The sequence below is a fragment of the Pseudodesulfovibrio tunisiensis genome (assembly GCF_022809775.1).
Classification (GTDB): domain Bacteria; phylum Desulfobacterota; class Desulfovibrionia; order Desulfovibrionales; family Desulfovibrionaceae; genus Pseudodesulfovibrio; species Pseudodesulfovibrio tunisiensis.
Genome location: NZ_CP094380.1, coordinates 158,355 through 181,633 on the forward strand (window position 1 = coordinate 158,355; position 23,279 = coordinate 181,633).

25 protein-coding genes and 1 pseudogene are annotated in these 23,279 nt (G+C 58.6%); 11 read left to right on the top strand and 15 right to left on the bottom strand.

Annotated elements, in window-relative coordinates; all coding sequences use genetic code 11:
• The 8 genes from map to MPN23_RS00905 all read left to right on the top strand — a co-directional run bounded on the left by map (position 1) and on the right by MPN23_RS00905 (position 5,022).
• Positions 1 to 771 carry a type I methionyl aminopeptidase gene (gene map / locus MPN23_RS00870; RefSeq protein WP_243545584.1) on the top strand — a complete coding sequence of 257 codons (771 nt, stop codon included), beginning with the start codon at positions 1 to 3 and terminating at the stop codon, positions 769 to 771.
• Positions 772 to 896: 125 nt separating this feature from the next.
• On the top strand, positions 897 to 1,010 hold the full coding sequence (rpmJ, locus tag MPN23_RS00875; RefSeq protein WP_013515150.1) for a 50S ribosomal protein L36: 114 nt from the start codon (positions 897 to 899) through the stop codon (positions 1,008 to 1,010).
• Positions 1,011 to 1,025: 15 nt separating this feature from the next.
• Positions 1,026 to 1,400 (top strand): 30S ribosomal protein S13, encoded by a 375-nt coding sequence (rpsM, locus tag MPN23_RS00880; RefSeq protein ID WP_243545585.1) that lies wholly within the window; start codon positions 1,026 to 1,028, stop codon positions 1,398 to 1,400.
• A gap of 93 nt (positions 1,401 to 1,493) precedes the next feature.
• Entirely contained in the window at positions 1,494 to 1,880 is a 387-nt protein-coding gene (gene rpsK / locus MPN23_RS00885) for a 30S ribosomal protein S11 (protein WP_243545586.1), read from the top strand.
• Positions 1,881 to 1,895: 15 nt separating this feature from the next.
• Complete coding sequence (gene rpsD, locus MPN23_RS00890) at positions 1,896 to 2,522, top strand: 30S ribosomal protein S4 (protein WP_243545587.1); 627 nt, start codon at positions 1,896 to 1,898, stop codon at positions 2,520 to 2,522.
• 13 nt (positions 2,523 to 2,535) lie between these two features.
• Positions 2,536 to 3,576: a DNA-directed RNA polymerase subunit alpha gene (locus MPN23_RS00895; protein ID WP_243545588.1), complete on the top strand. Its 1,041-nt coding sequence runs from the start codon at positions 2,536 to 2,538 to the stop codon at positions 3,574 to 3,576.
• Positions 3,566 to 4,024 (top strand): 50S ribosomal protein L17, encoded by a 459-nt coding sequence (rplQ, locus tag MPN23_RS00900; RefSeq protein ID WP_243545589.1) that lies wholly within the window; start codon positions 3,566 to 3,568, stop codon positions 4,022 to 4,024. The genes MPN23_RS00895 and rplQ overlap by 11 nt, the downstream gene beginning before the upstream one ends.
• An 80-nt stretch (positions 4,025 to 4,104) precedes the next feature.
• Positions 4,105 to 5,022, top strand: a complete 918-nt coding sequence (locus MPN23_RS00905; RefSeq protein WP_243545590.1) for a selenium metabolism-associated LysR family transcriptional regulator — start codon at positions 4,105 to 4,107, stop codon at positions 5,020 to 5,022.
• A gap of 57 nt (positions 5,023 to 5,079) precedes the next feature.
• On the opposite strand, the gene MPN23_RS00910 is transcribed toward MPN23_RS00905, so the two are convergent.
• The 4 genes and pseudogenes from MPN23_RS00910 to MPN23_RS00925 all read right to left on the bottom strand — a co-directional run bounded on the left by MPN23_RS00910 (position 5,080) and on the right by MPN23_RS00925 (position 8,789).
• A complete protein-coding gene (locus tag MPN23_RS00910; RefSeq protein ID WP_243545591.1) occupies positions 5,080 to 5,916 on the bottom strand; it encodes a menaquinone biosynthetic enzyme MqnA/MqnD family protein in 837 nt (278 codons plus the stop codon).
• Positions 5,916 to 6,986 (bottom strand): cyclic dehypoxanthinyl futalosine synthase, encoded by a 1,071-nt coding sequence (mqnC, locus tag MPN23_RS00915; protein ID WP_243545592.1) that lies wholly within the window; start codon positions 6,984 to 6,986, stop codon positions 5,916 to 5,918. The genes MPN23_RS00910 and mqnC overlap by 1 nt, the downstream gene beginning before the upstream one ends.
• 25 nt (positions 6,987 to 7,011) lie before the next feature.
• Positions 7,012 to 8,124: pseudogene (gene mqnE / locus MPN23_RS00920) on the bottom strand (aminofutalosine synthase MqnE).
• On the bottom strand, positions 8,121 to 8,789 hold the full coding sequence (locus MPN23_RS00925; RefSeq protein WP_243545593.1) for a TetR/AcrR family transcriptional regulator: 669 nt from the start codon (positions 8,787 to 8,789) through the stop codon (positions 8,121 to 8,123). Before MPN23_RS00925 ends, mqnE begins: the two are co-directional and overlap by 4 nt.
• Before the next feature lie 120 nt (positions 8,790 to 8,909).
• Between MPN23_RS00925 and MPN23_RS00930 the strand changes: the two genes are divergently transcribed.
• Entirely contained in the window at positions 8,910 to 9,761 is an 852-nt protein-coding gene (locus tag MPN23_RS00930; RefSeq protein ID WP_243545594.1) for a 1,4-dihydroxy-6-naphtoate synthase, read from the top strand.
• 73 nt (positions 9,762 to 9,834) lie between these two features.
• Here the strand turns inward: MPN23_RS00930 and MPN23_RS00935 are convergent, their stop codons facing one another.
• The 7 genes from MPN23_RS00935 to MPN23_RS00965 all read right to left on the bottom strand — a co-directional run bounded on the left by MPN23_RS00935 (position 9,835) and on the right by MPN23_RS00965 (position 15,687).
• Positions 9,835 to 10,746, bottom strand: coding sequence for a DMT family transporter (locus tag MPN23_RS00935; protein ID WP_341540086.1), 912 nt, complete (start codon positions 10,744 to 10,746; stop codon positions 9,835 to 9,837).
• A gap of 172 nt (positions 10,747 to 10,918) precedes the next feature.
• Positions 10,919 to 11,185: a hypothetical protein gene (locus tag MPN23_RS00940; protein WP_243545596.1), complete on the bottom strand. Its 267-nt coding sequence runs from the start codon at positions 11,183 to 11,185 to the stop codon at positions 10,919 to 10,921.
• A gap of 92 nt (positions 11,186 to 11,277) precedes the next feature.
• Positions 11,278 to 11,865: a ribosome biogenesis factor YjgA gene (yjgA, locus tag MPN23_RS00945; RefSeq protein ID WP_243545597.1), complete on the bottom strand. Its 588-nt coding sequence runs from the start codon at positions 11,863 to 11,865 to the stop codon at positions 11,278 to 11,280.
• Positions 11,865 to 12,485, bottom strand: coding sequence for an ABC-type transport auxiliary lipoprotein family protein (locus tag MPN23_RS00950; protein ID WP_243545598.1), 621 nt, complete (start codon positions 12,483 to 12,485; stop codon positions 11,865 to 11,867). Before MPN23_RS00950 ends, yjgA begins: the two co-directional genes overlap by 1 nt.
• A 99-nt stretch (positions 12,486 to 12,584) precedes the next feature.
• Positions 12,585 to 13,736, bottom strand: a complete 1,152-nt coding sequence (locus tag MPN23_RS00955) for an MlaD family protein (RefSeq protein WP_243545599.1) — start codon at positions 13,734 to 13,736, stop codon at positions 12,585 to 12,587.
• Entirely contained in the window at positions 13,733 to 14,545 is an 813-nt protein-coding gene (locus MPN23_RS00960; RefSeq protein WP_243545600.1) for an ABC transporter ATP-binding protein, read from the bottom strand. The genes MPN23_RS00955 and MPN23_RS00960 overlap by 4 nt, the downstream gene beginning before the upstream one ends.
• Before the next feature lie 2 nt (positions 14,546 to 14,547).
• Positions 14,548 to 15,687 (bottom strand): ABC transporter permease, encoded by a 1,140-nt coding sequence (locus tag MPN23_RS00965; RefSeq protein WP_243545601.1) that lies wholly within the window; start codon positions 15,685 to 15,687, stop codon positions 14,548 to 14,550.
• 162 nt (positions 15,688 to 15,849) lie between these two features.
• Between MPN23_RS00965 and MPN23_RS00970 the strand changes: the two genes are divergently transcribed.
• Positions 15,850 to 16,326, top strand: a complete 477-nt coding sequence (locus MPN23_RS00970; RefSeq protein WP_243545602.1) for an Lrp/AsnC family transcriptional regulator — start codon at positions 15,850 to 15,852, stop codon at positions 16,324 to 16,326.
• 25 nt (positions 16,327 to 16,351) lie between these two features.
• Positions 16,352 to 19,372, top strand: a complete 3,021-nt coding sequence (locus MPN23_RS00975; RefSeq protein ID WP_243545603.1) for a proline dehydrogenase family protein — start codon at positions 16,352 to 16,354, stop codon at positions 19,370 to 19,372.
• Between the two features lie 144 nt (positions 19,373 to 19,516).
• Here MPN23_RS00975 and MPN23_RS17070 read toward each other — a convergent pair whose 3' ends face one another.
• The 4 genes from MPN23_RS17070 to rpe all read right to left on the bottom strand — a co-directional run bounded on the left by MPN23_RS17070 (position 19,517) and on the right by rpe (position 23,213).
• On the bottom strand, positions 19,517 to 19,717 hold the full coding sequence (locus tag MPN23_RS17070; RefSeq protein WP_341540087.1) for a hypothetical protein: 201 nt from the start codon (positions 19,715 to 19,717) through the stop codon (positions 19,517 to 19,519).
• Positions 19,660 to 21,444 carry an ATP-binding cassette domain-containing protein gene (locus tag MPN23_RS00980; protein ID WP_341540088.1) on the bottom strand — a complete coding sequence of 595 codons (1,785 nt, stop codon included), beginning with the start codon at positions 21,442 to 21,444 and terminating at the stop codon, positions 19,660 to 19,662. Before MPN23_RS00980 ends, MPN23_RS17070 begins: the two co-directional genes overlap by 58 nt.
• 137 nt (positions 21,445 to 21,581) lie before the next feature.
• A complete protein-coding gene (locus tag MPN23_RS00985) occupies positions 21,582 to 22,394 on the bottom strand; it encodes an alpha/beta hydrolase (RefSeq protein WP_243545604.1) in 813 nt (270 codons plus the stop codon).
• Between the two features lie 168 nt (positions 22,395 to 22,562).
• Positions 22,563 to 23,213 carry a ribulose-phosphate 3-epimerase gene (rpe, locus tag MPN23_RS00990; protein ID WP_243545605.1) on the bottom strand — a complete coding sequence of 217 codons (651 nt, stop codon included), beginning with the start codon at positions 23,211 to 23,213 and terminating at the stop codon, positions 22,563 to 22,565.
• Positions 23,214 to 23,279: the final 66 nt, after the last annotated feature.

Consider the following 23,279-nt stretch of genomic DNA (forward strand, 5'->3'; position numbering starts at 1 on the left):
TTGAAGAAATTCAGAGGAGTATTCCTCAAGAATGATAAGGAGATTGGCCTCATGCGTGAGGCCAATCGCATTGTCTCGAGAATTCTCGATGAGCTTGGTGAGAACGTCAAACCCGGCGTTCCCACCATGCTCTTTGAGGAAATTTGTCAGAAACGGTGCAAGGAATACGGCGTTCGTCCGGCCTTCCAGGGGTACCAGGGATTTCCCTATGCTCTTTGTTGCTCCGTCAATGACGAAATTGTGCACGGCTTTCCCTCTTCCGAGCGTTTTCTGGAAGAAGGAGACATTGTCAGTTTCGACATGGGCGTCGTGTACCAGGGATTTTTCGGAGATTCTGCCCGGACCTTCGGTGTGGGGCAGGTGTCCGAGGATGCCCGGCGGCTCATGGATGTCACCAGAGAGGCGCTGCACAAGGGCATCGAACAAGCCAGACCCGGTAACAACCTTTACGACATTTCCGCGGCAATTGAGAAATATGTCGAAGGGTTTGGCTTTGGCATCGTTCGGCGTTTCGTCGGACACGGGATCGGGAGCCATCTCCATGAGAAGCCCGAAGTCCCCAACTTCGTGCCCAAAGGTCTGCCCGGCGTTCCTCTCAAAGCCGGAATGGCCCTGGCCATCGAGCCGATGGTCACCCTTGGAACCCACGAAGTCGAAGTCCTGGAGGACAAATGGACCTCGGTAACGAAAGACCGTAAGCTTTCAGCTCACTTCGAGCATACCGTGGCCGTGACCTCGGATGGACCCATGATATTGAGCTTGTCCGACTGAGCCAGGAACCCATGAATTAAGGGCTTGCTCTTTGTCGCAAAAAGCTGTAGAAATCACAGCTTCGTTAAATGGCCGACCCGAATAGGGTCTTGCCGTCATGTCAATTAGACAGTTGGAGAACGGTCATGAAAGTTAGACCTTCTGTTAAGAAGATGTGTTCTAAGTGCAAAATCATTAGGCGTAACGGCGTGTTGCGGGTGATTTGTGAGAATCCTCGCCACAAGCAGCGTCAAGGATAAACAAGGGGTATCAAAGTGGCTCGTATAGCTGGCGTTGACCTGCCGAAAAGCAAGCGCATGGATATCGCGCTGACGTATATTTACGGCATTGGCCGCACCACGGCCCTCCAGATCCTGGAATCTGTCAATATCGATTGGCAGAAGAGTTCTGATGACCTCGATGCGGAAGAAGTGAACAAGATTCGTATCGAGATCGAACAGAATCACAAGGTTGAGGGCGACCTGCGCCGTGATGTGACCCAGAATATCAAGCGTCTGATGGATATTGGCTGCTACCGCGGCCTGCGCCATCGTCGTGGTCTCACTGTCCGTGGACAGAAGACCAAGACCAACGCTCGTACCCGCAAGGGTCCGCGTCGGTCCGTGATGGGTCGCAAGAAGAAGAAATAGCTTCTTCCCCGCAAAGATATTGACGCAGGGAGGCAGGTGTTACAGCACCGGCCTTTCGTGCGATAACTGAAATTTACAACGGAGATCAAGGCAATGGCTAGACCCCGTCGCATCGGGAAAAAGAAGGAAAAGAAAAGTATTCCTGTAGGTCTTGCCCACGTGAAGGCTACCTTCAACAACACGATAATTACCTTTACCGACGTAAAGGGAAATGTCGTGAGCTGGGCCAGTGCTGGCGCCCATTTCAAGGGCTCCCGCAAGAGCACCCCGTTCGCTGCCCAGGTTGCTGCCGAGGCCGCTGCCAAGCGCGCCCAGGACCATGGTATGCGCACAGTGGGTATCTACGTGAAGGGCCCCGGTTCCGGGCGTGAGGCCGCCATGCGCGCCATCAACGCTGCCGGTTTCAAGGTCACCTTCATTCGTGACATCACTCCCATTCCGCATAACGGCTGCCGTCCGCCCAAGCGCCGCCGTGTCTAATTAAGGAGAATAGTCGTGGCAAGATATACAGAAGCTAAGTGCAAGCTGTGCCGCCGTGAGGGGACCAAGCTGTTCCTGAAGGGTGATCGCTGCTACACCGACAAGTGCGCGTACGAGAAACGGCCCTATCCTCCGGGAATGGCCGGTCGTCTGCGCCGCAAGATGAGCGATTACGCTATTCAGCTCCGTGAAAAGCAGAAGGTCCGCCGCATGTATGGCGTCCTCGAAGGCCAGTTCCGCATGTATTACCAGCGTGCTGAAGGCATGAAGGGCGTTGCGGGTCACAATCTGCTTTTCCTGCTTGAGCGCCGCCTGGACAACGTTATCTACCGCCTTGGTTACGCGAATTCCCGCGATCAGGCCCGGCAGCTCGTTCGTCATGGCGTGTTCATGCTCAATGGCCGTCGCGTGAACGTGCCGTCCATGCAGGTGCATGAGGGTGACGAGATCGTGGTTCGCGAAGAGAGCCGCAAGATTCCCGTCATCAACGAGGCCCAGGAAGTGATCGCCCGTCGCGGCTGCCCCGAGTGGCTGGAATCCGACGGCGCCAATTTCAAGGGCGTTGTCAAGGCCATGCCGACCCGCGAGGACATTCAGTTCCCGATCAACGAGCAGCTCATCGTCGAGTTGTACTCCAAGTAAGTAGGTGAACTTCATGCTTATCGAGAACGGCGACAAGCTCATCAACACCCGCAACTGGGGTGTTCTGGTCAAGCCCGAGAGGCTCGTGCGCGATCCCAAATCCTCTGCCAACTACGGGAAGTTCATTTGTGAGCCCCTTGAGCGCGGCTATGCCACTACCATCGGCAACGCCATGCGTCGGGTTCTGCTTTCCTCCCTGCAGGGATGTGCGGTCGTGGCCGCCAAGATTGAAGGCGTGCAGCACGAGTTCACTACGGTGCCCGGCATTTTGGAGGACATGACCGAGGTCGTCCTGAACCTCAAGCAGGTCCGCCTGGCCATGACCACAGACGAGCCGCAGAAGCTCATTCTCGAGGCAGACAAGAAGGGCCCGGTCACTGCTGGCATGATCCAGGAAAACCAGAACGTCACGGTTCTGAACACGGATTCGCATATTGCCACCCTGACCGAGGACAGGCCTCTGAGGATGGAGTTGGAAATTCGCATGGGCAAGGGCTACGTTCCTGCCGACATGCACGAGGGGCTCACCGATGAAATCGGCGTGATCATCCTCGATTCCAGCTTTTCGCCCGTCAAGAAGGTTGCGTACAATGTCGAGCAGGCCCGTGTCGGCCAGATGACCAACTACGACAAGCTTCTCCTTGAAGTCTGGACCGATGGTTCGGTTTCGCCCGAGGATGCCGTGGCCTACAGTGCCAAAATCCTCAAGGATCAGCTCTCCGTGTTCATCAATTTCGACGAACTGTCTTCCGAGGCTCCCGAGGAAGAGGATGAAGGTCTCGACCTGAATCCCAACATGTTCAAGAGCATTGATGAACTTGAATTGTCGGTACGCGCCACCAATTGCCTCAAGGCCGCCAACATCCAGCTTGTGGGTGAACTCGTCCAGCGTTCCGAGAATCAGATGCTGAAGACCAAGAACTTTGGTCGGAAGTCTCTGGACGAAATTCGCCGAGTCCTGGATGGGATGAACTTGAAGTTCGGTATGACTATCGACGATTTTGACAAGAAATATCAGGAATGGCTGAAGAGGAAAGAGAAAAATGAGGCATAAGAAGGCTGGTAGAAAGCTCAATCGGTCCGCGTCTCACCGCAAGGCCATGTTCAAGAACATGGCGCGCGCTCTGCTGACGTACGAGCGCATCCGGACCACCGAGGCCAAGGCCAAGGAGCTCAGGAAGATCGTTGAAAAGATGATCACTCTGGCTCTCAAGAATGACCTGCACGCTCGCCGTGAAGCCTACAAGGTGCTCGGCAGCCACCAGATGGTGCAGAGGCTGTTCGACGAGATCGGCCCCCGTTTCGAGGGTGGCAAGGGCGGATACACCCGCATCCTGAAGCTCGCTCAGCCCCGCAAGGGCGATTGCGCCCCCATGGTCGTGATCGAACTGACTGCTCAGGCTGCTCCGGCTGCTGAAAGCAAGCCGGAAGCCAAGCCCGCAAAGGTTGAGGAAAAGCCGGTCGAGGCTGAAAAGCCCGCCGAGGAATCCGCGGCTGAATAGATAGTAAAAAGAGGCAGGCTTTTGGCCTGCCTCTTTTTTGTTCGGTAATATAGATTTTTTCGATTGCTGAGAGAGAAAAAATGGATTTACGCAAGCTGGAAGCCTTTGCCAAGGTTTATGAATTGCGGAGTTTTTCCAAGGCCGGAGAGGCGCTGTATCTTTCCCAGCCCACGGTAAGTGCGCATGTGGCGACCCTTGAGGATCGGTTGGGCGTGAAGCTTTTCGATCGTCTCGGGCGTACCATTATGCCCACTGAGGCCGGGAATGTTCTGTTTCGGTCGACGGAAACCATTTTTCGCGAGTTGCAGAATGCCAAGGCCAGTATCGAAATGATCCGCGATCAGGTTGTTGGCGAGCTGTCTGTTGGCGCGAGTACCATTCCGGCCTTGCACATTCTGCCGCCAGTACTGGCCGCCTTCAGCGAACGGCATCCTCAGGTCACGTATGCCTTGAGTGAAGGCGATACGTCCCGCATAGTCGAAGGGGTTCATGACGGTGTGCTCAGCGTGGGAATAGTCGGGACCGAACCTTCGGAGCCCGGGCTGGCTGCCATTCGTCTACTCGAGGATGACGTTGTTGTGGCCGCTCCGGCCAAGGCTTCGTTTCTCAAGCGGCGAACCGGCAAGTTTTCGTTCAGCGAATTGGCCGGGCTGCCGTGGATATTGCGCAGGCCTGGTTCCGCGACCCGCAAGCATTTCAATGCGGTTCTGGAGCAATGCGGACTCGGGCTCCACGATGTCTTTGTCCGGGCACTCGTGGCGGATACCGGAGCCGCGGTCTCATCCGTTGCCAACGGTCTTGGCCTGACAATGACCTCGCGGTTGGCCGTTCGCAAGGCATTGGAATCCGGCGATGTGGTGCTTCTCGACGTGCCCGAGCTGGTTTCCAAGCGCTCCTTCTACCTCGTGTACAATGAAGCGCGACAAATGCTTCCGGCATTGCGATCCTTCGTGGAATTCGCAATAAAGCACAGTGAACGAATACTTCGAAATGTCTGAGAAAAAGGCCGTCCGGGTAAAACCGGGCGGCCTTTTTCTCATTGACGAGGGCTGAGGCTATTCACCGCATCCCGGGACAAACTTCAGCTCCGGCACGGCCGGGATCATGCCGGTCTTGTGCAGGTTTTCGTAGAAAAGGTGAAGCCCCTTCTGCTCCTCCGGCCCGAGGTCATAGACCAGACCGCCGAAATACGAACACATTTCCTTGGGATTGAGAATACTGGACGCGGCGGCGAGCGCGCACATCTTGGGCATGTTTTGCACACCCCACACCTTGGCCTGAATGAGCTTTGCGCATGCGTCGAGCATGACGGGACCGAGGCTTTCGGCCTTGTTTCGCTGCACGATCCAGACGCCGAAGATGAAGGGCAGGCCCGTGAGATTTCGCCATGCCTCGCCCATGTCGATGCGTATGGGGTAGTCCGGATGACGGCGCAGATTCAGGGCTTCGTCGCCGATGGCCAGAATTGCGGCCGGGCGTTTTCCGGATTCGAGCATGCTGGTCGCGTCTCCGGTTCTGAATTCGACATCAACACGCCAATGCTCGGAGAGCAGCACCTTGAGCAATGCTGCCGATGTATGGGACTGGGAGCTGACGAGAATGGTCTTGCCTCCGAGTTCTTCCACCGGATATCGGGACAGCAGGAGCACGCTTTGCACCGGGCCGCAACTGCCGATCGAGAGGTTCGGGATCAGATAGTATTTTTCCGGGTGCCGGGCGTATTCGATGCTGGACGCGGCAGAAAGGGCGAGCTCGTCATTGTCCATGAGCCGGTTCAGCGCCGCCGGAGGGCCGGAAACGATCTCGAAATCATTGTCGATCAGCTTCTGTTCCAGAGGATGGTAGATGGGCAGGACATTGAGATACCCGATTTTTCCAAGACGGATCGACATTATTTTCCCTCCACGAGTGTGTAGTCCATGAGACGCTGTCTGGGCTGGAATCCGGCAGCGGAAACCAGCCGATTGATTTCCTTGCGCGATAAGCGGAATGACACGCCTGCGGCCCGGACCACGTTTTCCTCGATCATGGTGGAGCCGAAGTCGTTGCCGCCGAAATACAGGGCGAGCTGGGCGATGTCTGGTCCCATGGTGACCCAGGAGACCTGCACGTTGTCCACGTTGTCGAGCACGATGCGCGACATGGCCAGAAGCCGCAGGTATTCCACGCTGGTCTGCTTGCGGCAGTGGGAAAGCTGCGTGTGGTCGGGCTGGAAGGTCCAGGGGATGAACGCGGTGAATCCATGGGTGCGGTCCTGCACCTCGCGCACCGCGAACAGGTGTTCCAGCCGTTGCGCCGGGGTTTCCACGTGTCCGAACATCATGGTGGCCGTGGTGCGCATGCCCTGATTGTGGGCTTCTTTCATCACGTCCAGCCACTGCCCGGCCGGGCATTTGTTCGGCGCGACTCTGGAGCGGACCTCGTCCACGAGAATTTCCGCGCCTCCGCCCGGGATGGAGTCGAGTCCGGCCTGTCGCAGTCTGCGGATCACTTCGGCAACGGGCAGTTTGAACAGTTCGCTGAAAAACACGATTTCCGGTGGCGAGAATGCATGGATGTGGACCGGATGGCTGGTCTTGATGTAGCGGAGCATGTCCTCGTACCACGACAGGGGCAGGTCGGGGTGGTGCCCGCCCTGCATGAGAATCTGCGTGCCACCCAAGGCCAGCGTCTCATCGATTTTCCTGCCGATTTCCTCGAAGGAGAGCACGTAGCCGCCGTCCTGATCCGGTTCGCGGTAGAACGCGCAGAACTTGCAGCAGCAGACGCAGATGTTGGAATAGTTGATGTTGCGGTCCACCACGTAGGTGACCACGCGTTCCGGATGCTTGCGCATGCGCACGGCATGGGCAACGCGGCCGAGATCATGGAAGTCGGCTTTGGCATACAGAAGTTCTGCCTCGGCAAAGTCGATGCGTTCTCCGGCGAGAACCTTGTCCAAAACGGAATTGACGGAATTCATGGATATGTCCTTGTCGTCCGGAAATCTAGGACGCGTCCCGGTCGTTGATTTCGTTGAAGAACGCGTCGCGCTCCACGGGCGTGCAGCCGCAGCCGCGAAGCATGGCTTCAAGGTCGGCGCGTGCCAGAGCCTGCTGGGAGGTGGCTCCTGCCTCGTGCCCGATTTTTTCCTCGATTACGGTGCCGTCGAAATCGTCCGCACCGAACTTGAGCGCGGCCTGAGCTTCCTTGACTCCGAGCATGACCCAGTAGGCCTTGATGTGCGGGATGTTGTCCAGCATGAGGCGGCAGATGGCCGTGGTGCGAAGCTTGTCCAGCCCGGTCAGGGGATTGTCGATCCTGAGAGCGCTGTTTTCCGGGAGAAAGGGCAGAGGAATGAAGCAGGTATAGCCCGGAGCGCGGTCCTGACTTTCCCGCAGTCGGATCAGGTGGTCCAGTCGCTGCTCAAGGGATTCGATATGGCCGTAGAGCATGGTGCAGTTGGTTTTCATGCCCAGTGCATGCGCTTCCTCGTGTACGGCCAGTCATTCTTCGGCCGTGGATTTGCGCGGGCAGACCTGCTGGCGGATTGCCTGATCGAATATTTCCGCGCCGCCGCCGGGCAGCATGGCCAGTCCGGCCTTTTGCAGGCGGGTGAGCACTTCGCGGGGGGAGATGCCTTCGATATTGGCAAAATGTGCAATTTCAACGGCCGTGAAACATTTGAGTACGGCGTGGGGCAGACGTTCCCGGATTGCGATCAGAACATCCTCGAAGTAGCTCAGGCCAAGTCGGGGATGGCAGCCCCCAACAATGTGGATTTCCCGGGGTGTGACCGGATTCGCGTCGATGCGCGCCAGCACGTCTTCCCGGGTGAGCACGAAGCCGCCTTCCTGACCTTCCTCGCGCTGGTAGGCGCAGAAGGTGCAGCCGTTCACGCAGATGTTGGTGTAGTTGATATGCTGGTTCAGGACATAGTACGCCTTGTCTCCGTGCAGGGCCTGCTTGCGCTGATGGGCCAGCGCGCCCACGGCCAGTGGCTCAGGGCAGTGGAAAAGGCGCATGCCGTCCTCGAAGGAAAGCCGTTCCCCGGCCAGCACCTTGTCCCGGATGTCGCCAAGATCAAGCGTGTCGTAATAGTCCGTGTTCAGAATTGTCATGCCTTGTCTCCTGCTGAGGCGGTATTGCCCAGGCCGCAACGGAGCATGTCGGTCACGGCTGCGGCCTTGTTGATGACGTCCTCGCGCGAGGCCTGATACAGCCCGATACCACCGTCCAGATGCGGTACGGACCAGGATTGAAGGAACCGGTCCATGACCGAATCCAGAAGGTGAATCGCCATGTCCGTGTCGAGATCGGGCCGAAGCTGGCCCGAGGCAATGCCCTGTTCCACCATGGGACGCAGGTATTTTGCCGATGCCTTGCGCACTTCGGTCAGGAATTTTTCGCGCATGGGAAAGTTTTCCTGAAACAGCATCTTCAGGTAGATGCGGTAGATCATGGGATGGGATTCGATGAAATTCACTCCGGCCAGCAGGCTTTGCTCAATGCCCCTGAAGACATCCCGGTCCGGGGAGGCGCCCCGGGCCGCCTTGAGCGGCCCCTTGAACTGGGCGACTGCGCGGTCGAAAAGGTGCTCGAACAATCCCTGTTTCGTGCCGAAATACTTGAACAGCGAGCCCTTGGCGATGCCCAGCCGCGTCACGATGCGGTTGACGCTGGCCTGATGGTAGCCGTATTCCGCGAATTCGCGCGTGGCTTCATCAATGATGCGTTGTTGTTTTTCGTCGGGCAGGTTATCAAATGTCGTATTGGAATGGCTCATTGTCTTGCCTTGCGTTTTTCCATGGGTTCCCTGTATGGTGACCAGGTGGTCACTTCTTGTACGGGCCACGGATGTTTGTGTCAACATGCTTAAAAAATATCAGTATATCAGAGTATTATCATGACCAAATCCATGAAGATAGGTTTTTCCCCCTGCCCCAACGACACGTTCATTTTCGGTGCGCTGGCCTGCGGCATGGTGGATTGGCCCGGTGGTCTCGACGTGACTTTGGCCGATGTCGAGGAACTCAACGGTCAGGCGGAGGCCGGTACCTTGGACGTGGTCAAGGTGTCCGTGGCTGCGGCTGCGCGAATTCTGGACGACTACATTCTGCTGCGGGCAGGCGGGGCCATGGGGTACGGTGTCGGCCCGATTCTGGTGACGCGCGACGTTCGGAGTCTGGATGAACTGGACGGCAGTACCGTTGCCATTCCCGGAAAGCGCACCACGGCCAATCTGCTGTTCGGCATGCTGTGCCGGGAAAAGGGCATCACCGTGGAACGCCGGGAAATGGTCTTTGACGAGGTCATGCCTGCCGTGCGGAACAACGAGGTGGATGCCGGGGTCGTGATACACGAGGGGCGTTTCACCTATGAGGAGCAGGGCATGCGCAAGCTGCTCGACCTCGGCGCATGGTGGGAGGAGCGCAAGGGACTGCCCATTCCGCTTGGAGCCATCGCCATTCGCCGTTCACTGGGGCCGGGAATCGCCTGGGCCATGAACGAGGCCATTCGCATCAGTCTGGTCCATGCGCGTTCGAATCCGGATGGCATTGTTCCCTTTATCAGGGAGCATGCCCAGGAAATGGACGAGGATGTGATCTGTGAGCATATCGAGACCTTTGTCACCGGATACAGTCTGGACGTGGGCAAGGAAGGCGAGGAGGCTGTCGCGGAACTGATCGGTGAAGCCTGCCACATGGAGGGGCTGGAACCGCCGACCGGTGAGGTGTTTATTCAAAGACCGCTCTGAAGGATTTTCCAGTAGCCGAAAAAAAGGCCGTTCAGCATAGCTGAACGGCCTTTTTTTCAGATGCAAACGGACGCTATGCCGCTGTCCTGGATTTCTCTAGCTGCGGTTTTGCCTTTTTTCTGTCCTGACTGAGCCACACGCCGCCGAGCACCAGCCCCGAAGCCACGTACTGGATGGCGTTGAGCTGCTCACCGAGCAGGATCACGCCCAGAGCCAGACTGATGACCGGGATCAGGTTGATGAACGCGGAAGCCTGACTGGCCGGAATCTTGCTGATTCCGTAGTTGTACAGGCCGTATGCCGTAATGGTCACGCAGATGCCCAGAAAGAGGATGTAGGCCACGCCTTCCAGCGGATACGAGGTCGGCAGTTGCGTGGTGGGCAGGAACAGGATGGGCAGGAAGAACAGGGTGCCGATGAATGCCTGCATCATGGTCAGGAACCACGGGCTGTAGCGCGGGGTCAGATGCTTGAGAATGATCATGTAGCCCGTTGCGCACAGCATGGCCAGAAATTCAAGACTGTTGCCGAGCACGGGGTTGGGCGCGGATTCCGAACTCTGCGCGGCAGCGGACAGCACGATTGCACCGACGATGGCGAGGCTGAATCCGGTCAGGGAGCGTCGCGAAATGCGTTCATTCAGGAAGATGCGGGCGGCCACGCCGACCAGCAGGGGCATGAGTGCGCATATCATGCCTGCCTGTGACGCATCCGTGTAGGTCAGGCCGATTGCCTCGAACACGAAGTACAACCCGGGTTCGCAGAGACCCATGAGCAGGATGAGCTTCCAGTCTCCGGGGTGGTAGTTCTGTTTGCCGAATCGTTTTCCTATGAGCAGAAAGCAGATGCTGGCCACGAACAGGCGGCCGAAAATCACGACCATGGGGTCGAAGTATTCAAACGAGCACTTGAGTGCAACGAAGGAACTGCCCCACAGGCTGCAGGCGATGATTAGTGCGATGGTTGCGGTTCCTTTTCCAGACATGGACATCTCGGGTATCCTCTCGGGGTTCCGGGAAGCGATAGTGTCACGCTTTCACCGGAAAGCAAACGGAATTCGATCACGTTGCGGTTACAGGGTGCAGGTAGTGATTTTCCAATAAAAAACGGCCCCGGAACATCCGGGGCCGCTAGGGGGAAGGTGTTCTGATATAACCTTATTCCGGACAAACTGCTAGCAGATTGAACGGTTTATACCCGTTGTCGGGGTTCTCGGCATAGCGGCAGCCCAGACGGGAACCGTCGCGTTTACCTTCGATGTCGTGCGAGGAGCCGTCGTAGTGCGGGCATTTGTCGTTGTTGCAGACCAGCACCACGTCCCAGCCGCTTGCGGGCGGAGCCACCCAGGGGTCCAACTGGCTTCCGCAATGCGGGCAGGTCCGTTCCTCGAATTGATATACATGTCCGCGGTAAGTAAATTCCACGTTATGCTCCTTGTCGGCGTTGTCTGTTGATGTCTGACGCGCTAATCATGATAAGTCGCTTTTTCCCCGGGTCAAGTCCGGGGGGAGCGATTTTATGCATTTCCCGGGAGTTGCGGTGTTTCGTCCGGAGTTTCCGGCGCTTCCGCTTCCACTCCGTCCCCGAACTGTTCGTGCAGATCGCGCAGCATGCGGAAAAGGTCGCGCGACTGCTTGGGCGATTTGCCCTTGGCCTTTTCCTTGCGGGCTCCGAGAACCAGTTGTCGCAGTCGCTGGCCATCCATGTCCGGATAGCGTTCGTAAAGCTGGCTGAGCAGGATGTCGTCTCCGTCCAGAAGCTGGTCGCGTTCACGTTCCACGGCATGGAAGGCAACGGTTCCGGCCTGACGAATCTGATGGGCCTGGTCCACGAGTTCCCGGACATGGTCCACATCCGCGTTGCGCATGAGTTTGCCGATGTATTGCAGGTGTCTGCGCCGGGCTTCGTGTTTGCTGATCTTGTACAGGGCGAGCAGGGCGTCGCGCAGGTCGTTGGGGAGTCCGGCCTTGCGCACGGCATCCTGACCGAGTTCGGCCAGAGCTTCTCCGAGCTGCTGCAATTCCGTCATTTCCCGTTTGAGCTGGGAACGGCTCGGCTTGTCGTATTCCAGATTGTTGAATTCCTCGGGCGGCCTCGGCTTCATCATTCCTCCAGTCCGGCCGCGGCCAGATCGGTTTCAAGCTGTTCGAATATTCGCGTCACTCCCGTACTCATGGCCGAAACCAGAGCTTCGGTCGACGCGTTCGTCGTGGGGATGCGTTCGTCGTAACTGGCCGAGAAGACGATCTCGTTGTGACCGCTTGCCTCGTCCACCACATGGAACTGCATTTTCACCACGGCATCAGTGCGGCCCTCGGTATAGTCGCCGTACAGCTCGTTGACAAGACCTTCCAGAGTCAGACCGGGCATGGCCAGACTGCCCGGGGAAACAATATGCTCGAATCGTCCGGATATGCGCAGCCATTCCCGCAGTTCCTGAGTGAGCATGCTGCCGGGAGCAATGAAGAACAGGTTGTAGAAATCGGATTGCACGCGGCCATTGTCCGAGCGGTAGATGATTTCGCGTCCGCTGTACATGTCCGAGGTTTCGAGTCGTCGTACCTTGAGCGTGGGCATGCTCGCCGTGATTTCCGGGGCAGCCTGCCGGGTAGCGGAAAGCTGGTAGTAATGCTTGTCCAGCGGCTTGCTGTCGAGCTTGACGCATCCGGCGGCCAGCGCGGCCAGCGCCGCGAGCGCAACGATGAGGGACAGGTGTCTGTTCATGTTCGCATACCTTTGGCAGTCTGTTGAAAGGCGACAATCTTCAGCATTGCCTCTCGTCCTTTCCAGACGGATTGCCTTTGTGATTCCTTCGGCAGCCTGCTACGGGGTTTCCGGCACCGTCTGTCTGGGCGGCTGGCCAAACAGCACGCCTGACGGATAGCGCTTGGCATCTCCGCTCAGTTCCTTGATGTTGTCCATGACTTCCCGCACATCGTTGATGATGGCGTGAATGTTGCCTTCCTCGGTGGCCACCACGCCGTTCAGCCTGTTGACCAGTCCGTGCACCTTGCCCACGGCGATGGTCAGTTCCTGGGAAGCCCGGGAAATGTTTTCCAGAGTGGGACCGATCTTGGACATGGCCTTGTCCACTCTCGGGTCGGCCAGATTGCGTTCCAGAGCCGCAGCCGCGGTCTTCATGCTCGCCATGGCGAGTTTCGCCTCGCTGGCAGCCTGCACGATGTCGTTGCGCGAGTCCTCGACAATGGATCGGATGCCGGCGACGGCCCGGGTTGTTTCCGGAATCAGCTGTTCCGTGGCCGGGTCGCTCAGGATCTCGTTCACCCGGGCAAGCAGCGTGTGGGTTTCCGCCATGATGTCCAGAAGCCTGCGTCCGGCCTTCTGTGCGCCCTTGGTCTTGAGAAATTCGCGGATGCTGCCCACGATTTCCTTGGCGTCGCCCACGATCTTTTCCAGATCTTCCTTTTTCAGGCTGCTCAGGGTGCTGCTGATGGAGGCCACAGCCTGTTCCACTCGGTTCAGTGTGCTGGGCACGGCCGGAATGTAGGTGTGTTTCGGCTTCCATTCAATGGGCAGTTCGGCGTCTCCGTCGTCCGGGAAATAATCGACATTCAGGAAAATCTGTCCGGTCAGGCCGAGAGTTGCGGGCCGGACCCGGAGACCCTTGGCAACCTCCTGACTCATTACCTGCTTGAATTCCTTTTCCGTGGCAATGCCGACCTGACCGGGATCGATTTCGCATTCCACGTACACGTAGCGCAGGTCGCTTCCCGCTGCCTGCACGTATTCCCCGACCACGAAGCCGATGTGTGCCACGCGGCCGATGCTCACGCCCTTGAGCTTGACCGGCGATCCCACTTCCAGTCCGTTCACGGACTCGTTTATGTAGGTTTCCATGAGATAGTCGGTCTTGAAGTATCTGCCTGCCCCCAGAATGATGATCACGGCAAGAAAGAGAATCGTACCGGTGATCGTGAACAGGCCGAGCTTGAAATAGTCCGTCTTGCGTATCATGTCGCATCCCTCGTGGTCGGGCTCGAGCCTTTTCCGGTAACGTGCGCGGTTCCGGTCTGGCGATGAAAGAATCGGTGTACCAGGGCATTGTCCGAGGTGTCCCGGAGTTGCTGTGGCGCGCCTTCGGCCACAATGCCTTTTGTCTGTCTGTCGAGCATGATGACCCTGTCCGCGATGTTGTAGATCGAGTCCAGTTCGTGGGACACGATGACAAAGGTGATTCCCAGAGTGCGTGACAGGTTCAGGATGAGTTCGTCCAGCTCGGCCGAGGTGATGGGGTCGAGCCCGGCGCTTGGTTCGTCCAGAAACAGGATGTCCGGGTCCAGAGCCATGGCCCGGGCAATGGCAGCACGTTTGCGCATGCCGCCGCTGATGGCCGAGGGCATCTTGTAGACCGCCTGTTCCAGATTGACCATGGCCAGCTTGCTCTTGGCAATGGTCGTCATGGCCTCGCGCGGCAGGTTCGTGAATTCCTCCAGAGGCAGGATCACGTTCTGGAGCAGGGACATGGATCCGAACAGCGCACCCATCTGGTACATCACACCGAACCGCTTGATGATTTCCAGCCGTTCCGACGGGGATGCGGACACCATGTCCTGTCCGTAGTAGAGCACCTGGCCGCCGATCGGATCATACAGGCCGATCATGTTCTTGAGCAGGGTGGACTTGCCGCAGCCCGAGCCTCCGAGGATGATGAACACTTCGCCCGGATTCACATTGAAGCTGACGTTGTCCAGCACCACGGAGTCGTCGTAGCCGCAGGTGAGGTTCCTGACCTTGATGATCGGTTCCGAGCCTTGCGTGTTCATGCCTATATCCCCAGATAGTAGAAAGCCACGGCGAATATGCCGTCCGCAAAGGCGATGAGGATGATGCCGGAAACCACGGCGCTGGTGGTGGACAGGCCCACAGCGCTCGGACCGCTCCGGGTCTGCATGCCGCGCAGACAGCCGACCCCGGCCACCAGCGTGCTGAAGGCCACGGCCTTGAACATGCCGCTCCAGAAGTCAGCATAGTCCACGTAGCTCATGACCCGCGAAGTGTAGGTGACCAGCGGATAGTTCATGGAAAGCATGACCAGCGCGCCGCCAACCAGACTTGCCAGATTGAAGAAAAGCGTCATGAGCGGGACCATGATCACCGAGGCCAGAAGTTTGGGTACCACCAGAAATCGCATGGGAGACAGTCCCATGGTTGTCAGCGCATCGAGCTCTTCGTTGATCTTCATGGTGCCGATTTCCGCAGCAAAGGCGGACCCGGATCGGGCTGCGAGCAGGATGGCCGTGACCAGCGGTCCCATTTCCCGGAACATGACCAGCCCGAGCATGTTGGGAACGTAGATTTCCGCAGCAAAGCGCTGGAGGCTGGTGGCGGTCTGGAAGGACATGATCAGGCCCATGAGAAATCCGATCAGGGCAATGATGAACAGGCTGTCCACGCCTACCCGGACGCAGGAGAGCAGCACGTCCTTCCAGCGCACTTTCGAGGGGTGGGCCAGCACCTGCCCCATGATGCACAGGGATTCGCCCACAAAGCTGATCATTTCCCGTGATTCATTGAGAAAGGTGTCTGCTGCCGCGCCCACGCGCTCGGCCATGGTCCGTCGTTCCGTTGCCTCGCGATCCCATTTGGGCAGGTCGCAGGCCCATGTCATATCCAGAAGGCGTTGGTATTCTTCGCGAAGTCCGTTGAGACTGAGCTTCCCACCAGCGAGTGCGGCTTCCTCCCTGAGTTTGAGCAGCAGGGCAACGCCCGATCCGTTCAGGTAGGCCAGTTTCGAGCAGTCGGCTTCGACTCTGGAAAATCCGCCTTTGCGTATCGGCCCCAGTGCATCGTTCCACACCGCAGCCGTGCCCGTGGCGTCGAACGCGCCGGAAAGCGTGATTCGGAGCGTGTCGCCGCTGGGCGTGGAGGTCACTGACGCGGGAGAATATGTTGCGGAGCCGTCCATGCTGTTCCTTGTTGCGGAAAAAAAGAGCCGTTCGGGCCGGACACTGCCGAATACCGAATGTATCCAATGATCTTGAAAAAGGAAAGTGGCCAATTGTTTCCGGTGTATCAGGTGCCCGGCATATGTTGACAAAAATACCGAAGAACAATATTCATTTTTGTTATGAACAAAAGAAAGATTGACGATCTGGATCTTAAAATTCTGAACATCATTCAGAGTGACGGCAAGGTTTCCAACGCGGAAATCGCCCGGCAGGTGGGCAAGGCCCCGTCCGCCGTGCTGGAGCGGGTTCGCAAGCTGCGCAAGCGCGGCGTGATCAGGGGCTATGAATGTATCGTGGACCACAAGGCCCTGGGAAGAGGGCTGACCGCGTTTACTTCGGTGAACGCGGACGAGGCCGTGGGGTCCGCAAGCATCGGGGATCGACTGGCGCAGTTCCCCGAGGTGCTCGAAGTCCATTACACTGCGGGCCGGGATTCCTATCTGGTCAAGGTCCGTGTGGAGGATACCGAGGCATTGCAGGGCGTTCTGGCCAAGTTTGGTGCCGTGCCCGGCGTGCGCGACACCAATTCCACCATCGTGCTTACCACAGTCAAGGAGTCCCGAGTCATTCCGCTTGATATCGAATCCGAAGACTGACAGCCACACATGAGAGAGGGTACCGATGACCGTTGAGACTGCTGGACTCGATTCCAGAATCATTGCGCGCGGCAAGGAATTCTTCAAGGCCATTTCCGGGGAATCCCCTTCCATCTTCAACAAGGGGTGGTGGACCGGCAAGGTCATGGACTGGGCCATGCAGAACGAGGACTTCAAGGTCCAGATGTTCCGGTTCGTGGACGTGCTGCCCTATCTGAACACGTCGGAATCCCTGTCCCGTCACATCGAGGAATACTTTGCGGGCGAGGATGCGGACAACATTCCCGACGTGCTCAAGTGGGGTGCCACCAAGACCAAGATCGGCGGCGGACTCGTGGCCCGGGTGCTGAACAGGACCATCCGTTCCAACATCGAGAGCATGGGCCGCCAGTTCATCATCGGCGAGGATGGAAAGGAGGCGGTCAAGGGCATTCGCAAGCTGCGCAAGGACGGATTCGCGTTCGTGCTCGACCTGCTGGGCGAGGCCACGGTGAGCGAGGAGGAGGCGCAGGCCTATCTCGACGGATACATGGAGATTCTGGACGCGGTGGACGCGGAGTTCCGCAAGTGGCCGCCGCTGGACGGCGGTGTGGATGATCTGGATTGGGGGCATGCGCCCGGAATCAACGTGGCGGTCAAGCCTTCGGCCTTTTATTCCCAGTCCAAGCCCGTTGATCCGGAGGGCACGGTGCAGGGCATGATGGACCGCATCGAGCCGGTGTATCGCAAGGTCATGGACATGGGCGGCTTCATGTGCATCGACATGGAGCAGCTCAAGTACAAGGAACCCACCATCGAGCTGTACAAGCGGCTGCGCACCAAATATCCGGATTATCCGCATCTCGGCATCGTGTTTCAGGCCTATCTCCGGAGCACGCCGGACGACGTGGCCTCGTTTCTGGCGTGGGCGCGGGAGGAAAAACTGCCCGTGTCCATACGGCTGGTCAAGGGCGCGTACTGGGATTACGAAACCGTGCTGGCCAAGCAGAACGGCTGGGAAATTCCGGTCTGGACCCACAAGCCCGAGTCCGACATCTGCTACGAGCGCGTGGCCAACCTGATTCTCGAAAATCATGAAATCTGCCATTTCGCGTGCGCATCGCACAACATCCGCACCATATCCGCAGTCATGGAAATGGCTCGTTCCCTGAATGTGCCCGAGGAACGCTATGAGTTTCAGGTGCTCTACGGCATGGCCGAGCCTGTGCGCAAGGGCTTGAAAAAGGTCGCCAAACGCGTGCGGCTGTACTGCCCGTACGGCGACCTGATTCCGGGCATGGCGTATCTGGTGCGCCGCCTGCTGGAGAACACGGCCAACGAATCGTTTCTCAAGCTGACCTTTGCGGACGAGGCCGACATGGATCGGCTGCTGGAAAATCCCGAGGAAACCCTCAAGCGCCAGTTGTCCGTATCCTGTCGAAAAAGCAGTGGCAGGAAGGATGTGCTAGGTCCGTTTCGCAATTTCCCTCCTGCGGATTTCACCATTTCGTCCCAGCGCGAGGGATTTGTCGAGGGCCTGAAACAGGTCCGCGCGGGACTCGGCAGGAAATATCCCCTGTTCATTGGCGGACGCGAAGTGGAAACTTCGGACACCATTGCTTCCTGCAATCCGGCTGATCCGTCCGAGATCATCGGTACGGTTTGTCAGGCCGGCGTGAACGAAGTGGACGAGGCCGTGCGTGTCGCCTCCAAGGCCTACCTGACGTGGCGCGACGTGCCGCCCCGCGAGCGGGCCGAATATCTGCTCAAGGCCTCGCAGTATCTCAAGGACAACATTCATGAACTGTCATCGCTTCAGGTGCTGGAAGTGGGCAAGCAGTGGGATCAGGCGCAGGGCGACGTGGCCGAGGCCATCGATTTTCTGGAATACTATGCCCGGGAAATGATCCGGCTGGGCGAGCCGCGTCGCATGGGCAACGCTCCCGGCGAGATGAGCAGACTGTTCTATCAGGGCAAGGGCGTTGCCGCAGTCATTGCGCCGTGGAATTTCCCGCTTGCCATCTCCATGGGCATGACTTCGGCGGCCATCGTGTGCGGCTGTCCCGTGGTGTACAAGCCCGCAGGTTTGTCGTCCGTGGTCGGTTACGGTCTTGTGCAGGCCTTTCGCGCGGCCGGGTTGCCGGACGGCGTGTTCAACTACTGCCCGGGCCGGGGATCGGTCATGGGCGACTATCTGGTGGAGCACCCGGACGTGGCGGTCATCGCCTTTACCGGGTCCATGGAAGTGGGGCTGCGCATTCAGGAAAAGGCGGCCAAGGTCCAGCCCGGCCAGCAGCAGTGCAAACGGGTCATCGCGGAAATGGGGGGCAAGAACGCCATCATCATTGACGATGACGCTGATCTGGACGAGGCCGTGCTCGGGGTGCTGTATTCCGCATTCGGATTCCAGGGCCAGAAATGTTCGGCCTGCTCACGCGTCATCGTGCTGGATGCCATCTATGATCGCTTCGTGCATCGGTTGCGCGAGGCTGCCGGATCCATCAGGTTGGGGCCTGCCGAGGACCCGGCCAACTACATGGGGCCCGTGGTGGACAAGGGCGCACAGGAAAACGTGCTTCGTTATGGCAGGATAGCCGAGGAGGAAGGCACGGTTCTGGTCAGGCGTGAGGTTTCCGATGAGTTGCGGGTCAGCGGGTGTTACGTGCCGCTGCTCATCGTGGAGAACATTCTGCCCGGGCATCGCATTGCTCAGGAAGAGGTGTTCGGCCCGGTGCTGTCCGTGATGCGTGCCAAAGACATGGATCAGGCTCTTGAATGGGCCAATTCCACCCGGTTCGCCCTGACCGGCGCCATTTATTCCCGCAGCCCGAACAATCTGGAGCGTGCCTCCCGGGAATTCCGCGTGGGCAACCTGTATCTGAACAAGCCGTCCGTGGGCGCGCTTGTGGAACGGCATGCCTTTGGCGGATTCAAAATGTCCGGGGTGGGCTCCAAGTCCGGCGGCCCGGATTATCTGCTCCAGTTTCTTGATCCGCGTCTGGTCTGCGAAAATACCATTCGCCGGGGATTCGCGCCCATCGAGGATTCCGACGACTGGATACGTTGACAGGCGGTTTCCGGAACAGCAATTATCGGTGTTGAATGAAATGAAGGCCCGGGCAATGAATGTTGCCCGGGCCTTTGGTTTCGCCTTCGACGACCAGAAAAAGGAGAGAAAAGTTTTGTGGCCATCGCGCTGGTGGGCTGTGGGCTATTCCAGCTCGACGCCCTTGAGCATGGCTTCCAGTTCCTCCCATCGGGCATACGCGGATTCGAGTTCGCGTTCCAGCTTGGCGAGCTTGTCCTGCGCCGACACGATGGTGTCGCCGTCTGCCGTGTAGAATTTCGGGGTGGTCATGTATGTCTGGTGCTCTTCCAGCTCGGCTTCGAGCTTTTCAATGATCGCGGGCATGGCGTCCAGTTCCACCTGCCGCTGTTCCAGTTCGTATTTTTCCTTGTAGCTGAGCTTTTTTTCGCAGGTTTGGGCGCGGCCTTTTCCGTTCTGGCTTTCGCAGGCTTCGGGGATTCCGGTTCGGGCCGCTGGCGGAGCCAGTCGTCATAGCCGCCCACGTATTCCGCAATTCTTCCGTTGCCTTCGAAGGCAATGGAGGACGTGACCACGTTGTTCAGGAACTCGCGGTCATGGCTGACCAGAAGCAGGGTGCCGGAATAGTCCAGCAGCAGTTCCTCCAGCAGGTCCAGAGTCTCGGCGTCCAGATCGTTTGTGGGTTCGTCCATGACAAGGACGTTGGACGGCCGGGTAAAGAGCCGGGCCAGAAGCAGTCGGTTGCGTTCCCCGCCAGAGAGCACGGATACCGGGACCTGTGCGCGGTCCGGGGTGAACAGGAAATTCTTGAGATAGCCCATCACGTGCATGCGGTTGTCGTTGATGGATACGAAGTCGTTGCCGCCAGCCACGTTTTCGCGTGCTGATCTGGTTTCGTCCAACTGTTCCCGGAGCTGGTCGAAATAGCTGACCTGCAGGTTCATGCCGTGGCGGATGGACCCGGAATCCGGCTTCAGATCACCGAGCAGTACCTTGAGCAGGGTGGTCTTGCCCGCGCCGTTCGGGCCGATCAGGCCGACCTTGTCGCCGCGCATGATGGCCGTGGAAAAATCCTTGATGATGGATTTGCCGTCAAAAGCCAGATTCAGGCCCTTGGCCTCCACCACGAGTTTGCCGGTGCGGTCCGCTTCCTGAATGATCATGGAGGCGTTGCCCACGCGTTCGCGCCGGGCCTTGCGATCTTCGCGCATCTGGATGAGCGCGCGCACGCGGCCCATGTTTCGGGTGCGCCGAGCCTTGATGCCCTGACGAATCCACGCTTCCTCCTCGGCCAGCTTGCGGTCGAAGTTGTGGTTCTGCTTGGCCTCGGCATCCAGATCAGCGGCCTTGCGTTCCAGATAGGTGGCGTAGTCGCACTCCCAGCTGTACAGGTTGCCCCGGTCCAGCTCCACGATGCGCGTGGCGATGCGGCGCATGAAGGCGCGGTCGTGCGTCACGAAGAGCAGGGTCTTGACGTGGCGCAGCAGAAAATCTTCCAGCCACGTGATGGATTCGATGTCCAGATGGTTGGTTGGCTCGTCCAGAATCAGCAGGTCCGGGCCGGACACCAGAGCGCGGGCCAGCAGCGTCCTGCGCTTGACCCCGCCGGACAGCGAGTCGAAATCGTCGTCCGCGTTCAGCTTGAGATGGGACAGCACGGTTTCCACGGTCTGGTGCAGTTCCCAGCCGCCAGCATTCTCTAGGGCGTGCTGGGCGCGTTCCATGCGGGTCACCAGCCTGTCGCGGTCCTCGCCGGGCAGGGAGTCGCTCAGTTCCCGGACTGCATGGTGATAGGCCGCAAGCTGTTCACCGATGACTCCCAGCCCCTGCGCCACGACTTCATACACGGTTCCGGCAATGCCTTCGGGCACTTCCTGCGGCAGGAGCGCGGCCCGGGTGCCCTTGGCATAGTCCACGGAACCGGAATCAGGTTCAAGCCGCCTGCTGAGAATGGCAAGCAGGGTGGATTTGCCTTCGCCATTGCGGCCCATGAGGCAGACCCGTTCTCCGGGCTGGATGTGCAGGGACACCGAATCCAGCAGGATGGTGCCGGTGAAATTGACGGAAATGTCCTGAAGACTGACAAGGGCCATGATGCGTGAATCCGTTGTTGGCGTTGGTTTTTCGGGGCGTACCGAATGGGATGTGTAGGCCGGATCGCGAGGGGCGTCAATACGCGCGGCCTGGAGCCGAAGCCCGGGCCGCGCGGAAAGTCCTTCAGGACGCAAGGTCAGATGCGAGCGTCCGCCCAGGTGCGGATTTCGGCCAGCACCTGATCCTTTTCTTCGCGTTCGTTGAGAATCTCGTGGAACAGTTCGGGCCAGACCTTGAGGGTCTTGTCCGGGGACGAGCCGTTGTCGTGCAGATAGTGGGAGTTGGACACCGGCACGATCTGATCGGCCTCGCCATGCATGATCAGGCAGGGATAGCGGTAGTGGGCGATGTTGGCGCAGAGCCAGTCCGTGCCGTTCACGAACACTTCCTTCATCATCTGTTTGGTGAAGTCCATGAGCACGAGATGGTCGGTCTGGTAGTCCTCGACCACGCCCCTGTCGCGGCAGATAACGTCGGACAGGGCATTGGGCATGAAGTCCAACGGTTCGATGTCCTCGTCCCTGAGCGGGGCGAACGCGGGCAGCAGGGTGATGCACGGGCCTGTGAGAACCTGGCCGCGCAGCACGTCAGGGTATTTCACGCCGTAGGCCGCAGTGATGAATCCCCCCATGCTGTGGCCGAGCATGAATACGGGCAGGGTCGGGTTCTCGGCCTGCGCCAGACGCACCATCAGATGGGTGTCGTCGATGAATTCGTTGAAGTCCGCAAGGTAGCCGCGTGCGCCACCGGAACGGCCATGGCCTCTGTGGTCGAAGCGGTATACGTTGTAGCCGAACGCATTGAGCTGTTCGGTCACGTAGTCGTAGCGTTCGCAGTGCTCGCCCAGACCGTGGACCAGCACGAACACGGCGCGGGCATTGTCGGTCAGATCCCTGCGCAGAAACAGTTCGGTTGCGTCGTGGGAGCGGACAAGGGATTTGGTATGCATGGCAACTCCATGTTTTTCAGTAGTGATGTCGGGGGGACTGTCCGCCGGTACAGTGCCATGCCGCACGATTCGTGTAAAGAAATCAGCCCCGGAACAGACGGTTTTCACACAAAAGAAAGGCCGGACTTCCCAAGGAAATCCGGCCTGTTTCATTCAAGGGGGGACGCGTTATTTCACGGCGTCCTGAAATATCCGGTGGCGTTCGCCGTAGGGCGGGAACTTGAAGAATGCGGAACCGGACACGAGCACGTCCGCGCCTGCCTCGGTCAGGGCTTTGGCGTTTTCCGGGGTGCAGCCGCCGTCCACCTGAATCAGGGTGTCGGTTTCGGCTTCGGTGATCATGGCCTTGAGGTCGCGCACCTTGTCCATGCAGAAGGGAATGAACTTCTGGCCGCCGAACCCCGGGTTCACGGACATGATCAGCACCATGTGCAACTGGGGCAGCAGATATTTCACCACTTCCAGCGGGGTGTGCGGATTCAGGGCCACGGCAGGCTTGCAGCCCGCGTCCGCAATCTGGGCGCAGACACGTTCCAGATGATCGCAGGCCTCGGCGTGCACGCAGATCAGATCGGCCCCGGCCTCGGCGAACGCTTCAATGTACCGGCCCGGATCGACAATCATCAGATGACAGTCGAAGAACAGGTTCGACTTCCGGCGCATGGCCTTGATGATGGGCGGGCCAAAGGTGATGTTGGGCACGAACACGCCGTCCATGACGTCGAGGTGCACCCATTCGAGTCCGGCGGCTTCCAATGCCTTGAGTTCGGCTTCCATGTTGGTGAAATCCGAGGACAACATGGACGGGGACAGGATCATGATCTGCTCCGATTGTTTGCGTGAAAGAAAAAACCGTTGCCGCGCGTACCAGTCGCGGCAACGGTT